The sequence below is a fragment of the Variovorax sp. YR266 genome (assembly GCF_900107295.1).
Lineage (GTDB): Bacteria > Pseudomonadota > Gammaproteobacteria > Burkholderiales > Burkholderiaceae_C > Variovorax.
Genome location: NZ_FNPM01000003.1, coordinates 406,925 through 423,341, shown reverse-complemented (window position 1 = coordinate 423,341; position 16,417 = coordinate 406,925). Strand labels below are relative to the sequence as shown.

Genomic DNA, 16,417 nt, shown 5'->3' with positions numbered 1-16,417 from the left:
TCAGCCGGGCCCCGCCACCACCGCCCCGTCCACCAACCTCACTTCCAGGCAAGCCCCGTCCGCGACCGGCCCGAACATCGCCCGCGCGACGGCGGTTACCACGTGCTGCTCGACGGCACGCTGCAACGGCCGGGCGCCGTACTTCGGGCTGAATCCCTTGTCCGCGACGAATGCCACGACCTCGGGCGAGAAGTTCAGGCGCACGCCGCGGCGCGCCAGCCCTTCGCGCTGCGCGATCGCCTGCAGTTCCTGCACCGCGATGGCCTCGATGGCCGTGCGGGACAGCGGCGCGAACGGCACGACGCGGTCGATGCGGTTGAAGAACTCCGGCCGGAAGAACTGCCGGATGTCGTGCACCGCGCCGTCGCTCAGCGCCGGCTCGCCGAACCCCAGCGACGCGCCGTGGCGCACGCCCAGGTTGGTGGTCATCACGATCACGGTGCTGCGAAAGTCAGTCATGCGTCCGCGGCTGTCGCGCAGGCGGCCTTCGTCGAGCACCGTCAGCAGCAGGTCGAACACCGAGGCATCGGCCTTCTCGATCTCGTCGAGCAGCACGACCGAGAACGGCTGCCGCCGCACGTGTTCCACCAGCTTCCCTGGTCGCTTGCCCGAGCCGATCAGGCGCGCGATCTGGAAGGCGTGCTGGAACTCGCTCATGTCGATGCGGAACAACGGGTCCGCGCCGCCGCCGGCACCGAAGAAGTAGCGCGCCAGCGCCTTGGCCGCCGCGGTCTTGCCGACGCCCGTGGGCCCGGCGAACAGCAGAGTGGCGATGGGCTTGGCGGGGTCGTTCAGCCCGGCCTTGAAGAGATAGACCACGTCTTTCAGGTGGCCGATGGCCGCGTCCTGGCCGAATAGCTTCTGTGCGAAGAAGCCGTGCACCTGCCTGTCGTCCAGCGGCTGGTCGTCGCGCAGGAAGCTCTCGGGCAGGCCGGTGCTCTTTGCGAAGTGCGCGATGGCGGCGGTCTCGGTCACGATGCCTGTTTGCCCGGCGATAGCTTCGCGCACGCAATCGCCGAAGAAGCGCACCGCCTTGCCCGGAAAGCTGTCGTAGCGCACATAGCGGCCGAGCAGCCGGTAGCCGGTGTCCAGCGCCGGCCGCTCGATGTCAATCGACAGCGTGTTCTTCGCATGGCCCGCGAACAGGTCGAGCACGCGGCGCGCGCGCACGCTGTCCATCTCGGGCAGGCGCAGGGTTTCGAAGCAGTCGATGAATCCGGGCAGCCGCTGGCGCGCAATCTCGAGTTCGCTGGGGTTGGCTTCGCCGACCAGCCGCAGCGTGCCGCGGCGCAGCGCCGGCAGCAGGTAGGCGGCCATCGATTCCTCGGGGCTCTCGCCGCCGATCTGCAGCAGGTTCACGAAGTCCGTGACCCACAGCAGGCCGTTCGACATGTCCAGCCACTCCACCGTCTGGTCGCACAGCGCCTGCCATTCGCCGAGGTACTTCGCGCGGCCGACGAGCCGCTCGGCATGGCTGCGCCAGAAGGTCGGCGGCGCGTCGCGCGCGGCCGTGAGGCGGTGGGCCTTGCGGATCGCCTCGAGGATCACCACGCTCTTGCCCACGCCGGGCTCGCCGACCAGCAGCAGGTTGCCGCCGCGCGCGAGCCGCTCCGCCATCTCGTCGCTCAGGGCGCCCTGCTCCCAGGCCACTTCGGGAAACACATGCAGGCCGCGGCGCGCGCCGGTCTCGGGCAGGCGATCGGCCACGGCATCGAGTTGCGCGTAAGCCTCGCGCAGGTGGCGCGGCACGTGCTGCCTGTTCGTGGTCTTGTCGTCGCACCGCACGTCGATCTGGTCGAGCCACGGCGCGGCGGGCATCAGGAAGCGCTGCGCGGCCTCGGGCGAGAGTCCGTCGAGGCATTCGCGGGTGTAGTGCTCGATCAGCACCGGCAGCTGCGCGTCGTCGTAGTAATAGAAGCTCTGGTCGAGCCAGGGCAGGTAGCACTTGGCGTAGCCGTCTTCCTCGTTCTCGCCGAACACGGCGGCCACGTGGAAGTCCGTTGCGCGGGGCACCGGGAAGCTTCCCTTCTCCGTGCGGTGCGCGAGGTTCACCGGCACATGCACCAGCTTGAGCCGCGCGTTGTCGATGTCCGGCTCGGGCACGTAGCCGTCGCGCTCGCGTTCACGCTGCAGAGTCTCGGCCAGCGCGGCCTTCACGCGGCGGGCGTTGCGCTCGATCACCTGGAAGTCGGTGCCGAGCAGGATGCCGCAGACGGACGTGTCGTCGAGCTGCCAGCACACCAGGGGGTACGAAAGCGTGGCCATGCGGGTGCGGGTCTTTTCTTTCAGTCCTGCGCTGCGAATGTGCGGGCCGCGGCACGGCCGTCCCACAGCAGCAGGCGCCAGTCTTCTTCTGTTAGCGGGCCGCTGAACTTGCGCACGCGGCCGGAGCGCAGGTCGGTCAGGCGCCGGTGGTCGCCTGCCCGCGCGGGCTCGAGGCGGATGCGCACGATTTCTGTGGGCAGCGGCGCCGGCGCCGCATCGGGCGCGGCCTGCTCTACGGAGAGCAACCGCACTGCCAGCGGCAACGGCCGGTCGTCGCCGACGTACCAGAGGTGAATGCCGCATTCCCCGCCGAACGCGTCGCGCAGGCCGATGCCTTCAAAACAGCGCACGCCGGCGCGCGGCGACGGCAGTTCGTGCAGGTCGAGCTGCGCGATCAGCGCCGCGTAGTCGGCCCATGCCGTTTTCACCGCGGCCTCGCCGGCACCGGTCTGCAGCGGCATGATTTCCACCGCCACGCGTTCGATGCCATGCTGGCCGAGGCTGTCGGCACGGCTGGCCAACTGGTCGATCTCGAGCTGCCAGCGCACGAGTTCGGTGTCCATGCCGCGCACCGGCGACGCGCCGGCAAACAGCTGCTCGAAGAACTCCCGTATGTCCTGCTGCGCCATCAACTCGTCGAACACCTGTTGGTGACCCGTCTGGCGCCATTCGCGGGGCCGCGGCAGGCTTTGCCTGACGGTGCGTCCCGGCGCGACGCGGCGCTCCGAAAGATCCCAGCTGCGGCGTGCCAGCACCTCGCGCAGCGGGTCCAGCCGCACTTGCAGCGCACGCAACGCCAGCGCTTCGGACTCTGCCGGCGCTGCATCGAGCTGTGCGCGCAGGCGTTCGTGCAGCGCGTCGGCGACGGCTGCCAGCGCCTGGTAACCGGCGGCCGAGACGGCGTCTTCCGGCAGCGGCACTGTGCGCCGCGTGGCGTAGTCGAGCACGGTAGCGCGGGTCGTCAGGCCGCCCTCGCCGAAAGCCACGTCCAGCAACATCGGTTGGCCGCTGTGCGAAGCCGCCAAGCGCTGCGCGATGGGCTGCGTCAGCGCACGCTCTATGCCGCGCTTCAGCGCCCGCGCACCGAGCGTCTCGTCGTGCCCGAGCCGCGCCAGGTGGTCCAGCGCCTGCGCGGACACATTCAGGAAAGTCAGCCTGCGCACGAAGCCGTCGCGCGCCAGCACGCGCTCCAGCTGAAGCCGGGCGATGGCGGCAATGTCGTCCGCACCCAGCGGCGTGAAGCCGACGACCTGGTCGATGCGGTTCAGGAATTCGGGCCGGAAGAAGCGCTCGACCGCCTCGCGGTAGGTGTGCGCCACGTCGGCCTGCTGCCGCACGAAGCCGGTTTGGCGGCTCGCCGCGCTGGCGCCGAGGTTCGAGGTGAGCACGACCACGCATTGGGAGACGTCGGTGGTGCGGCCCAGCGCATCGGTCAGCCGGCCTTCGCCGAGCACCTGCAGCAGCAGGTCGTGCACGGACGGATGGGCTTTCTCGATCTCGTCGAGCAGCAGCACGCAGGCGCGGCGCTGGCGCACGGCGGCGGTGAGCTGGCCGTCGGGACGGTAGGCGTCGCCGATCAGGCGACCGGTCGCGTCGCCGTCGACGTATTCATTCATGTCGAAGCGCACCAGGCCGCCTTCGTCCTCGAACAGGAAGTCGGCGAGCAGCTTCGCCGCCTCGCTCTTGCCTACGCCGGTCGGTCCGATGAAGAGCAGCGACGACAGCGGCTTGCCCGGCGCCGCGAGGCCGGACTTGATCAGCGCGACCACATCGACCATCTGCGCGCGCGCCTCGGGCTGGCCGATCAGCCGTGCCGCGAAATGCGCCGCGGCTTCCGCCGGTGCCAGGCCGATCTGGCGGGAGAACAGCTTCTCGCGGAAGTGGTACGCCGCGGTGTACGCGGCCAGCACTTCGGCGCGGCCGACCTCTGCGCGCGCGTGGCGCACGGCGAGCCGTTCGAGCACGCGGATCGCGGAGCCCGGCAGCACCTCGTCGGCGGCAAAGCGGCGCTCCATCTTCAGCAGCTCGGCCACCGCGCCGGCGGCGATGCGGCACTCGTGCTGGCGCTCCAGCTCGGCGCGGCGCCAGCCGACGATGCGAATGGCCGCTTCGCGCGATGGCGGCTCGACGCGGATCACGCGGAACAGGTCGGCGAAACGGCGGTCGCGCTGCTGCACCTTCTGCCAGGCCTCGGGCGTGGCTTCGCCGATCATGGTGAAGGCGCGTTTCTCGAGCAGCGGGCGCAGCACGTCGGCCAGCGTCAATGTGTTCTGCGAACTCTTGCCGATCGCCAATAGCGCGACGAGGTTGTCGCAGTACAGATGGTCGGGCTTGGCAATGCGGAAATCGTCGCGCAGGCGGAACTGCAGGTGCTGCAGCAGCACGGCCATGCGGCGTTGCCATTGGCCGATCACGCTCATGCCGGAGATCACGCGCATCGGGTCGAGATGCCAGATCTTCTGCAGCTTCGCGCGGTCGCGGCCCGTCTCGGAGGTCATGAATTGCCGCAGCGCACCGTGCACCAGCGCCGTCTTGCCGGCGCCGCGCGGACCCACCAACACGATGGCTCCGGCACCGCCGTCGGGCCGGTAGATCGCGCGGCCCAGTTCCTCGATCGCGTCGTCACGCAGGATCGCCTGGGTCAGTTCGTCCGGGTAGAGATCGTTCAGGTCGACGGCGGCGCGCGCCATTTCGGTCGGCCCGTCGCCGATGCCGTCGTCGCGCAGCGCGGCGCGCAGATCGTGCTCGCTCTCGAACGGAAAGCGGCCCTGCGCCAGATGCATCGAGATTTCGAGCTCGCCGAGTTCGTCATTGGGCGCGGCCAGGTAGCGCTGCGGGTCGAAGGCGTCGCCCCGCTCCTTGCGCTGCTCGCGGAACCAGGCCTGGATGCTGGCCACCAGCCGCTCGGTGCGCTGGGCCTTGTCGAGGTGCGATTCGCCGAGGTCGGCCACGGTGCCATCGAGCTGCGGCAGGCAGGCGTAGCGGCGTCCGCCGACCGTGAAGTGGGCCGCGGCGAACGCGCCTTCGACCCAGCGGCGCCCGCTGTCGAAGCCCAGCGGCACGAGCTCGAAGCGTAGTTCGGGTGCGAAGCCGAGCCACAGGCGCTCATCGAGCGTGGCGCGCGTGCTGCGCGTGCCACGGAAGTGATGCACCACGGCCTGGCGCAGCTTGTTCAGCGCTGCTTCGTAGCGCATGGCCGTCGCATCGATTTCCGGCAGGAACAGGCAGCGCAGCCGGTAACCCGCTTCCTTGCGATGCGTGACGAAAACCGGAATGCGCAGGCTGCCGCGTCCGCTCATCAGTCGTCCTCCCCGAGCAGCATGCGGTCCATCAGTACGTCGAACTGGGCGTCGAGCGCGCGTTTCCAGGCGGGCGCATCCGGGAACGGGGTTTTCCAGTCGGTCTGCTGCGACGCCAGCACGCCTTCCCTGAGAAACCGATGCACGGGCCGGCTGTCGAAGAAATGCTGGCGGTGCACGTTGTGCGGCGTCTCGAAGCCCGAGAGCGTGCCGCTGCGCACCGAGACCCAGGCGTCTGATTTGTTGCGGTCGCCGACCCAGATGCGCCAGACGCCGCTTTCCTGGCGGAAGTAGTCGAACGCCGCAGGGCCCTTGAGTTCGATCTCGAAACCCACGATCAGGCTCTTGCGGCCTGATGCCTGCGGCCAAGGAAATTTCAGGTATGGGCTGGGTGGTGCCTCGTCATCGGTTTTTTCCTCGCGCTTTTCATCGCGCGCCTCGGTGTCGGCGGGCGTCGCGGGCTTGCGGGGCTCGTCGCCGAGCCGCACCACTTGCGAGCGGAATTCGAAACCGGCGAGCGCCGCGAGTTTGCACCACGCGTCATGCAGCGTGTTGGCCAATGCCGGCGCGGCGTAGAGGCCCACGGTGCAGACGCCGCTGTCGGGCCGCACCGCATGGAATGCCTGCTGCTTGAACGCGGTGAAGCGGGCGCGCCACGCGGCGATGTCGGGCGGCGCATCGGACTCGCCGACCAGCGCGAGCAGTGCTTGCCCCTCGAGCGCCGTGATCTCGGCGAACAAGCCCTGCGCCGTCTGCTGCACGGCGCTCAGCGTGCGGGCGCGGCTGGCGGACGGCGTGCCGTCCCAATGCGGCAGGTGCGGCGCGCGCTTGCGCTTCTTTTCGTAGCGGCGGCGTTCGTCGTCGAGGCGGAACACCTGGTTCACCAGGTTCACGAAGAGCGGGCCTTCGGTGACGCGTTGCCAGTGACGGCGCGCGTCGGCCAATGCCTCTGCGGTCAGCAGCGGCGCGTTGTCGATCGGGCGCTGCAGCGGGTCGACGCGCACGCCGAGCGGCTGGCCGGCGTCGCCCGCGCCGATCCGCACGGCCAGCGGCGTGACGTAGGCATGCGGCGACAGCGCATGCGCGAGCGGCAGCAGCAATTGCCGGCGCAGCACGCGCTGCACGTCGCGGGCGCCGTAGCGCTCGTCACCGGGCAGCGCGGCGAGACGGTCGGCAACGCCGTCGTCCAGCGTCATTTCGGCGCTGCGTTCGAGCAGGCCTTCCCGCTTGCGCAGCAGCGTCATCTCGCGCCCGAAGATCGGTGCGCGCTCGGCGGCCGACAACGTGGCGAAGGGCACGATGTGGTCGATGCGATTGAACAGCTCCGGGCGCAAGGCCTGCTGCACCGCCTGCTCGAAGTGGGCGCGCGAATCGCCGCGCACCGCACCCAGGCCCATCGGCATGCGCTGCATCGCATCGGCGCCCAGGTTCGACGTCATCACCACAAAGCTGCCGCAGAAGTTGGCGGTGAGGCCGTCGCCGCCGGTCAGGCGGCCTTCTCCGAGCACCTGCAGCAGCAGGTCGAAGAAACTGGGGTGGGCCTTTTCGAGTTCGTCGAACAGCACCACGGAGAACGGTTGGCGCCGCACCGCGCCGATCAGCACGCCCTCGTCGCCGCCGAGATCGCCGAGCAGGCGCAGCACGGCGGCGGGGTCGGCGTATTCGCTCATGTCGATGCGGATCATGCGGCGCAGGTCACCGAACATGAATTCGGCCAGTGCCTTGGCCGTCTCCGTCTTGCCCACGCCGGTCGGGCCGATCAGCAGCATCGACGCGATCGGCTTGCCACCGCGCGCGAGCCCGGCCTTGGTGGCCACCAGCAGGTTCGTCACGACCGACAGTGCCTCGGGCTGGCCAAACAGGCGGCTGCGGAAGAAGCCGTCGACTTCGTCGAGCGAGAGCGGCAGCCGCGCGTCGAGCATGCGACGCGGCATGCCGGTCTCGGCGCAGAACGCGGCGAGCGCGTCGTCGCGCCCGATCACCGCGCCCTGCTGGCCGCGCACGTGCAGGATCAGTTCCTCGAAGAAGCGGATGCCCTTGCCCGGAAAGCCCGAGTAAGGCGAGAAGCGGCGCTGCAGCGCGATCAGCTCGGACACCGCATCGGGCGACACCGCGACACGGTGTTCCGCCGCGAGCGTCGCCACCGCGGCGAGCATCGTGCGCTCCTGCTCGGCCTCGGGTAGTTCGGGCAGTCGTACCGTCTGGAACAGAGCCGAGAAGCCGGGGCTGCGCAGGTCGATCTGCGAGAGCTCGGCAGGCGTGGCTTCGGCCAGCAGCATCAACTGGCCGCGCGCCAGCGGCTCGCGCAACGCATCGCCCAGGCTGACGCTGTTGCCCTGGTACTGGCCGACCTCGAACAGCTCGGCCAGATGGCCGACGTACAGCACCACTTCGCGCGCGGCCAGTTCGCGGCACAGCGTGGTCAGCGCCTGCTGCCAGCTACCGTCGCGCGTCAGGCCCTGGATGAGCCGCGCCGCGCTGGTTTCCCACGGAGAGCCGGCGGCACGGTCGCGGCGTTCGCGTGCGTATTGATGGATCAACGCCGTCTTGCCGCTGCTTTCCGCGCCGACGATCAGCACGCTGCGCGCGAACCGGCCTTCCGCCGCGCGCTGCAGCGCTGTCAGCGGCTCAGCCAGTCCGACGGCGGTGCGCGAGCCGATGCTCATCTCGTCGGCCACCGTGGGAAGCAGCGGCTTGGCGCGATCATCCTTCAACTTGCGCAGGGCTTCGGCGCTGTGGAACACGAGGTCGAGCGGCAATTGCGCCAGCTCGACCTGTTCGAACCACTGGGCTGCCACCTGGCGACGCACGTCGGTCTGCCGGCCGGTACGGCGGTGTTCGAGCACGATGGCCTCGCTCACGGCTTCGCGCAGGCGCTCCGCCTCGGCGAGCGCGACGATGCCCAGCGCGGGGACGTAGCCGATGCAGGGGGTGTTCGCCGGGCCGCTGGATAGAAACGCGACATGTCGGCAGCGGCGTGGCGGGTGCAGCAGCGGGTCGCTGCCACCCGGCAGGTCGACGTCGAACTCATGCCGCTCGAATTCCGGCGGGTCGCTGATCTGCACGGCTTCGAGGTAGCGGCCCTTGTCGATCAGGTGCGACTGCACTGCCTGCGTCATACGCCGCGCCATCGCATGCGCGCTGCTGCCGAGCCACGCCATCTCGGGGAAGGCCAGCGACGTGACAACGGTCTCGCCGGCCACGGTGGTCAGTTCGAAGAAGGCGAGGCTGGAGGGAATGGGAGAGGTCCTGTAGGCGCGAACGAAATTGGCGCAGATTCTGCCCTAAGGTTTTTGCAGTCCCTCGCAATGCAAAACGCCCGGCGAGCCGGGCGTTTGCGAATGGAAAAGTCTACAGATCTTTCCAGGGTGAAAGACGTAGTTTTGTCGGAAGTCACGAAAGCTGAAAACCGCAGTGCTGATTTAAGACGTGCTTTTTTAGTTTCCGTGACCTCGATGTCAAGAGGAAATCGCTTCGCAAAACTCCGCCGTAGTGACCACGGTCGCCTGTCTTGGAAAGATCTCGCGCAACAGGAACTCGTTCACCTTGGCATCCGGATCGGCGCACGCGTCCGACAGGACGATGACCCGATAGTCGAGGTCGTGCGCCTCGCGAACCGTGGAAAGCACAACGCCACTGGTGTGTACGCCGGCGAGCACCAGGGTCTCGATGCCCGCGCGCTGCAGTTGGGCGTGAAGGTCGGTCGTCGAGAAGGCGCCCACCCGCGTCTTGCGAACAATGATGTCGCCCGGCGCGACGCCCAAATCCGGATGGACGGCGGTCGATGGGGAATCGAGATGCATATGGGCGCCCGCCGCCTTGACGCGCGCGCCCATGGCGCTGTGCCCGGGGAAGCGCTCGAGGTCGGCCGCATCGAAAGCCACGCGCACGAAGCCCACCTTCGCGCCTCGCGAGCGCATCAACTGCTGCACCGGCATGACCTTCGCGAACAGCGGTGCCGGATCGGGAAGGAAGCCGAGGATGCCGGGCTGGTAGTCCATGACCAGCAGCGCCGATCGCTGGATGTCTGCGGTTGAAAGCCTGTTCATGACACTGCCTGGGCCTAGATGTAGAGACGCTCGAGCGCGTCCCATTGGGGTTTGCCGACGAGGCGCTGGCGCTCGGCGAAAGGGGCTACCAGCGCGGGATCTTCCTCCAGGCGCTTGTCGTCGCGCAAGGCAGTGAGCGCTTTCTGCATGCCGGCCACCGCGCCCTGCAATGCGGCGTTGGCGTAGAGCACGAAGCCGTAGCCCAGCGCGCCCAGCTCCTGCGCACCGAAGGTCGGCGTCTTGCCGCCGATCACCATGTTCATGAGCTGCGGCTTGTTCAAGCGTTGCGGCATCGCACGCACTTCGTCGGCCAGCGTCACGGCTTCGACGAACAGGATGTCGGCACCGGCCTCGCTGAACTTCTGCGCGCGCTCGATGGCGGCCTCGAAGCCGTGCACGGCGGCCGCGTCGGTGCGGGCCATGACGAGCAGGTCGCTGTCCTGCCGGGCGTCGACAGCCGCCTTGATCTTGCCGAGCATCTCGTCGGTGTCGATGACCGCCTTGCCCGAGAAGTGGCCGCAGCGCTTGGGACTGACCTGGTCTTCCAGCTGGATGCAGTCTGCCCCCGCCCGCTCGAGCACGCGCACCGTGTGGCGCACGTTGAGCGCATTGCCGAAGCCGGTGTCGGCGTCGACCAGCAGCGGCAGATTCACCGCATCGCGGATGCGCGCCGTGTGCTCGGCGATCTCGTGCAGGCCCATGAAGGCCTGGTCGGGCAGGCCAAGGTACATGTTGGTGACGCCCGCACCGGTGATGTAGATCGCCTCGAAGCCGAGGTCTTCGATCACGCGTGCCGACATCGCGTTGAACGCGCCCGGTACCAGCACGCCGCGGCGTGCCTCGGCCAGCCGGCGCAGGGTTTTCTTCGGAGATTCGTTGGTCGTGCTCATGGGGTTCTCAGTCTTCCTTCATGCCGGTGGCCTTCACGACGCCACCGAGCCTTGCGCGCTCTTCGTCGACGAACTTGGTGAAGCTCGCACGCGTGCCGCCGATGGGCTCGATGCCCATGTCCTTCAGGCGCTTGGCCGTCTCCGGCGATTTCATGGCTGCGTCGATCGCAGCGGCCATCTTGTCGAGGATGGCGTCAGGTGTGCCGCGCGGCGCATGCACGCCGGCCCAGTGCGCGATGCGGATCTCGGGAAAGCCCTCTTCAGCCGCCGTCGGCAGCTCGGGGTAGGCCGAAATGCGCTGCGTCCACGTGCCTGCCAGTGCCTTGAGCTTGCCGCTCTTGATGTACGGCAGCACCACGATGCTGGCCTCCGACGTCGCTTCGACCTGGTTGCCGAGCACCGCGGTGATCGACTCCGAGCCGCTCTTGTAGGGCACCACGTCGAGCTTGCTGCCGTATTTCGTCTCGAGAATGCCTTCGACGAAATGCGGCGTGCTGCCGGTGCCCGCCGTGGCCCAGTGGAAGCCGTTGCCGGCCTTCTTCGACGCGGCGACAAACTCCTTCAGATCCTTGTAGGGCGCGTTGGCCGGCACCACCACCACCGAGGGCGCCAGCGCGATCATGGCCACCGGCACCAGTGCCTCGTCTTTGTACGGCATGTTTTTCTTGATCATGCTGTTCGACACCACGCCGGCCGCGCTCACCAGGAAGGTGTAGCCGTCGGGCGCGCTCTTGGCGACCACGTCGGCGCCGAGGATGGCGCCCGCACCGGGCTTGTTGTCGATGATCACCGGCTGGCCGAGCTGCTTCGATGCTCCTTCGGCCGCGGCGCGCGCCATCAGGTCGTTGGCACCGCCCGCCGAGAAAGGCACGACGAGCCGGATCGGCTTGGTGGGCCATGTCTGTGCCTGGACGCTCAGAGATAGCGTGCAAGCCAGGGCGGCGGCAGTTGCGCATGTCACTGCAGAAAGGCGACGGAAGTTCACGGTTGGCTCCTGGTTATTTGGGAAAACAAGACCACGGGGGTCTTATCCGGGAGTGCGCAAGCGCTATGCCACAGACCGGATTCGCAAGTCGTTGGATATAAGTCATTGATTCAAAAGGAATTTGTGACTTTCTTCGGTGGTTTTTCAATGCGCGATGTTTCAGATTCATTTCATTTTTGAAACCATAGAATTCGCCGAATGAACGCACTCGTCCTGCCACCTGCCCATTCGTCCGCCGCGCCTCGCCGGCCTCGCATCGTGGCCGTAGCCCGCCACCGACTGGGCCGCGTGCTGGTGCGACTGGTACCCGAGGTGGCGGCGCAGGCGCAAATCGAACTGGTAGGTCTTGCCTTTGACGAGGCCGTCGAAGCGGTGCGCGAACTGCATGCGCGCGCACCGGTCGACGCGGTGGTGGCGGCAGGTGCCAGCGGCGAATGGCTGCGCCAGCATCTGGACATCCCGGTGGCCATGGTGGAGGTACGCGGCTTCGACCTGATGCGTGCGCTGGCGGCCGCGCGCGCCCTCTCGCCCCGGGTGGGGCTCGTGTCGTTCGACGCTCCCTCGGAGCATCTGGCGCAGCTCGACGCCCTGTTTGGCATGGGCATTGCCCAGTTCAGCTATCGGGGCGCCGACGATGCCCCCGCTTGCGTGGAGGCGCTGCGCGCGGCTGGCGTCCAGGCAGTGGTCGCGCCCGGCCTGGTCTCCGACCTGGCCGAGCAAGCCGGCATCGCCAGCGTGCTGATGTATTCGGACGATGCCGTGCGCCAGGCGCTTCAGGACGCCATCCATCTTGCGCGCCACAGCCTTGCCGAGCGGGCGCGCCACGAACGGCTGAACACCGTCCTCGGTCAGCTGCAGGACGGCGTGGTCGCGGTGGACTTGCAGCAGCGCATCGAGGCGCTGAACCCGGTCATGGCGGAACTGCTGGGAGCCTCCGTCCAGGAACTGGCGGGCCGCGTGCTGGGCGAAGTGGAGCCCGTGCTGGACCTCGGCGCCACGCTGCGTCTGCGCGAGGCCCCGGCCGAGGAGGTGCTGCAGATCGGCATGCGTACGCTGGTGGTCCGGCGCGCGCCCGTCATGGAGGGCGGCGAGGTCACCGGCGCGCTGCTCGTGTGCCGCGACCCGGCAGTGATCCAGCGCGCGGACCGCCACCTGCGCGCCAACCAGCGGCAGCGGGGCGCGCCCACGCGATACCGGCTTGAGGCATTCACAGGCAACAGCCCCCTGGCGCAGCGCGTGCGCGAGCTTGCCGCGCAATGCGCGTCGAGCGAGGCTACGGTCCTCATCGTCGGGGAGAGCGGCACCGGCAAGGAGCTCGTGGCGCAGGGCATTCATACCGCCAGCCGGAGAGCGACGCAGCCGTTCCTGGCCGTGAACTGCGCCGCCCTGGGCGAGAGCCTGCTGGAGAGCGAGCTGTTCGGCTACGAGGAAGGCGCTTTCACTGGCGCGCGGCGCGGCGGCAAGACAGGCCTGGTCGAGGCCGCCCACACGGGCACTCTGTTTCTCGACGAGATCGGCGACATGCCGCTGGCGCTGCAGACCCGGCTGCTGCGCGTGCTGCAGGAGCGGGAGGTGCTTCGCCTCGGGGCGACCGCTGCCGTGCCGGTGGACCTGCGCGTGATCGCGGCCACCCATGCCGACCTCGCATCCCAGGTGGAGCGCGGCCTCTTCCGGCGCGACCTGTACTACCGGCTCGCGGTGTTGCGCATCGAGATGCCTCCCCTGCGCGATCGCGAAGCCGACATCGCGCTCCTGGCGGCCGAACTGATGGCCCGCCGCGCCGGCAGGGCTGGCGTACTGGCAGCGCAGGCATCGGCCTGGCTCGCCGCTTTGCTGGAACTGGCCGCGGGCTACGGTTGGCCTGGCAACGTGCGCGAGCTGGAAAACCTGATCGAGCGCCTGCTGGCTTGTCACAGCTACCTGGCGCCCGCCGGCAACCTGGACCGAGCCCGTCTGCTGGAGGTGTTTCCCGAATGCACCCAAGCTCGCCCGGCGCCCGTGCGCGAGCGCCTGCTGAAGGGCGCGCGCCGCGCCGCCGAACTACGTCGCGTGCGCGAGGTGCTTCAATCGGTGCAGGGCGACCAGGCCAAGGCCTGCGCCGTCCTCGGCATCAGCCGCGCCACGCTGTGGCGGCGGCTGCGCGATGAAGAGTCGGCGACGGACGCTGGTCCCACGCCAAAGAAAACGCGCGCCTAACGGCTTACACGTCGATATTCGCCGCCCGCAGCGCGTTCTGCTCGATGAACTCGCGGCGCGGCTCCACCTCGTCGCCCATCAGCATCGTGAACACCCGATCGGCCTCGATCGCATCGTCGATCTGCACGCGCAGCAGGCGCCGCACGGTCGGGTCCATCGTGGTTTCCCACAGCTGCTCGGGGTTCATCTCGCCCAGGCCCTTGTAGCGCTGGCGCGAGGTGGCGCGCTCGGCTTCGCCGATGAGCCACTTCATGGCCTGGCGGAAGTCGTCGACCTTTTCTTCCTTGGCGCGTTCGCCTTCGCCGCGCTTGACCAGCGCGCCTTCGGGGCTCAGCAGGCCGCGGAAGGTGTTGGCTGCTTCGGCGAGCGCGGCGTAGTCGGCGCCGTGCACGAAGTCTTGCGTGAGCACGCTGCTCTTGATGTTGCCGTGGTGGCGGCGGCTGATGCGCAGCAGCGGCTTGTCGGTGCGCGCGTCGAACTCGCTGCTCACCTCGGCCGGAATGCCGGTGGTGTTGAGCTCACGCAGCTTGGCCTGCAGCGCCACGGCCGATGCCTCGGCGGCGGGCGTGGTGTCGAGGTCGAGCGCCACGCCGTCGGCGATGGCGCGCAGTGCTTCGGCGTCCATGAAGTTGCGCAGGCGCGCGATCACGGCCTCGGCCACCTGGTGCTTGCGCGCCAGCTCGCCCAGGGTATCGCCGCTCAGCGTGGTGGAGTTAGCGCCGCCGGTCTGCAGGCTCGCGTCTTTCAGCGCCACCTTGAGCAGGAAGGCGTCGAGCGCGGGGCCGTCCTTCAGGTACTGCTCTTCCTTGCCGACCTTCACCTTGTACAGCGGAGGCTGCGCGATGTAGATGTGGCCGCGCTCAACCAGCTCGGGCATCTGGCGATAGAAGAACGTCAGCAGCAGCGTGCGGATGTGGGCGCCGTCGACGTCGGCGTCGGTCATGATGATGATGCGGTGGTAGCGCAGCTTGGCGACGTTGAAGTCGTCCGCGCCGCCGCCCGCGGTGGTCGCGCCAGCACGGCCGATGCCGGTGCCCAGCGCGGTGATCATGGTGAGAATTTCGTTGCTGGTGAGCAGCTTCTCGTAGCGTGCCTTCTCGACGTTCAGGATCTTGCCGCGCAGCGGCAGGATGGCCTGGAACTTCCGGTCGCGGCCCTGCTTGGCGGAGCCGCCGGCGGAGTCACCCTCCACCAGGTAGACCTCGCACAGCGCCGGATCTTTCTCCTGGCAGTCGGCCAGCTTGCCGGGCAGGCCCATGCCGTCGAGCACGCCCTTGCGGCGCGTCATTTCACGGGCCTTGCGGGCGGCTTCGCGGGCACGGGCGGCCTCGACGATCTTGCCGCAGATGATCTTGGCGTCGTTCGGGCGTTCCTGCAGGTAGTCGGTGAGCAGCTTGCCGACGATGTCCTCCACCGGCGCGCGCACTTCGCTGGACACCAGCTTGTCCTTGGTCTGGCTCGAGAACTTGGGCTCGGGCACCTTCACGCTCAGCACGCAGCACAGGCCTTCGCGCATGTCGTCGCCGGTGACTTCGACCTTCGCCTTCTTCGCGAACTCGTTCTCTTCGATGTACTTGTTGATGACGCGGGTCATCGCGGCGCGCAGGCCGGTGAGGTGGGTGCCGCCGTCACGCTGCGGGATGTTGTTGGTGAAGCACAGCACCTGCTCGTTGTAGCCGCTGTTCCACTGCATCGCCACTTCGACGCCGATGTGCGTGCCGGGGATGCCGCCGTAGGTGTCGGCCGGGCGCTCGCCCTCGGCGTAGAACGAGTTCGGATGCAGGACGGTCTTGCCCTTGTTGATGAACTCCACGAAGCCGCGCACGCCGCCGGCGCCGGAGAAGTCGTCTTCCTTGCCGGTGCGCTCGTCCTTCAGGCGGATGCGCACGCCGTTGTTCAGGAAGCTCAGTTCGCGCAGGCGCTTGCTGAGGATCTCGTAGTGGAAGTCCGAGTTCTCCTTGAAGATCTGGGTGTCAGGCAGAAAGTGCACCTCGGTGCCGCGCTTGTCGGTGTCGCCGATGATCTTCATGGGCGAGACTTCGACGCCGTTCACCGTCTCGAGCAGGCGGTTCTGCACGAAGCCGCGGCTGAATTCGAGTTCGTGGATCTTGCCTTCGCGGCGCACCACGAGGCGCAGCATCACGCTCAGCGCGTTCACGCAGCTCACGCCCACGCCGTGCAGGCCGCCCGACACCTTGTAGCTGTTCTGGTTGAACTTGCCGCCGGCGTGCAGTTCGGTGAGCGCAATTTCCGCAGCCGAGCGCTTGGGCTCGTGCTTGTCGTCCATCTTCACGCCGGTCGGGATGCCGCGGCCGTTGTCGGTAACGGAGATCGAGTTGTCGCTGTGGATGGTCACGACGATGTCGTCGCAATGGCCAGCCAGCGCCTCGTCGATGGAGTTGTCGACGACTTCGAACACCAGGTGGTGCAGGCCGGTGCCGTCGGAGGTGTCGCCGATGTACATGCCGGGGCGCTTGCGCACGGCTTCAAGCCCTTCGAGGATCGTGATGGAGCCTTCGCCGTAGCTGGTGTCGGGGGCCACGGTGTCGATCTCGGGGATGTAGACGGGCTCGGTGTGGGGCACGTCGGGCTTGTTTTCTTCAGCACTCATTCGGATATTCCTCTAACTCTCACGGTATTCACGTGATATTTCGGGCTCTCAAAAGCTCAATTCGCAGCCTCTTGAAAGCGCAAACCCGCGGAGGGCCGCGGGCTGTATGCGCAAGGCGCTGC

8 protein-coding genes are annotated in these 16,417 nt (G+C 68.2%); 1 reads left to right on the top strand and 7 read right to left on the bottom strand.

Annotated elements, in window-relative coordinates; translation table 11 throughout:
* From BLW48_RS34970 to BLW48_RS11055, 6 genes are all read right to left on the bottom strand, one after another.
* Window positions 1-2,265 (bottom strand): AAA family ATPase, encoded by a 2,265-nt coding sequence (locus BLW48_RS34970; RefSeq protein WP_177142318.1) that lies wholly within the window; start codon window positions 2,263-2,265, stop codon window positions 1-3.
* A 20-nt stretch (window positions 2,266-2,285) separates the two neighbouring features.
* A complete protein-coding gene (locus BLW48_RS11075; protein ID WP_093174643.1) occupies window positions 2,286-5,564 on the bottom strand; it encodes an AAA family ATPase in 3,279 nt (1,092 codons plus the stop codon).
* Window positions 5,564-8,767 (bottom strand): AAA family ATPase, encoded by a 3,204-nt coding sequence (locus tag BLW48_RS11070; protein ID WP_093174641.1) that lies wholly within the window; start codon window positions 8,765-8,767, stop codon window positions 5,564-5,566. The genes BLW48_RS11075 and BLW48_RS11070 overlap by 1 nt, the downstream gene beginning before the upstream one ends.
* 255 nt (window positions 8,768-9,022) lie before the next feature.
* Entirely contained in the window at window positions 9,023-9,613 is a 591-nt protein-coding gene (locus tag BLW48_RS11065) for a cysteine hydrolase family protein (protein WP_177142317.1), read from the bottom strand.
* Window positions 9,614-9,627: 14 nt separating this feature from the next.
* Window positions 9,628-10,503, bottom strand: a complete 876-nt coding sequence (locus BLW48_RS11060; RefSeq protein ID WP_093174637.1) for an isocitrate lyase/PEP mutase family protein — start codon at window positions 10,501-10,503, stop codon at window positions 9,628-9,630.
* A gap of 7 nt (window positions 10,504-10,510) precedes the next feature.
* Window positions 10,511-11,464 (bottom strand): tripartite tricarboxylate transporter substrate binding protein, encoded by a 954-nt coding sequence (locus tag BLW48_RS11055; protein WP_093174635.1) that lies wholly within the window; start codon window positions 11,462-11,464, stop codon window positions 10,511-10,513.
* Window positions 11,465-11,686: 222 nt separating this feature from the next.
* Between BLW48_RS11055 and prpR the strand changes: the two genes are divergently transcribed.
* On the top strand, window positions 11,687-13,684 hold the full coding sequence (gene prpR / locus BLW48_RS11050; RefSeq protein WP_093174633.1) for a propionate catabolism operon regulatory protein PrpR: 1,998 nt from the start codon (window positions 11,687-11,689) through the stop codon (window positions 13,682-13,684).
* Window positions 13,685-13,688: 4 nt separating this feature from the next.
* On the opposite strand, the gene gyrB is transcribed toward prpR, so the two are convergent.
* Window positions 13,689-16,295: a DNA topoisomerase (ATP-hydrolyzing) subunit B gene (gene gyrB, locus BLW48_RS11045; RefSeq protein WP_093054970.1), complete on the bottom strand. Its 2,607-nt coding sequence runs from the start codon at window positions 16,293-16,295 to the stop codon at window positions 13,689-13,691.
* Between the last annotated feature and the right edge of the window lie 122 nt (window positions 16,296-16,417).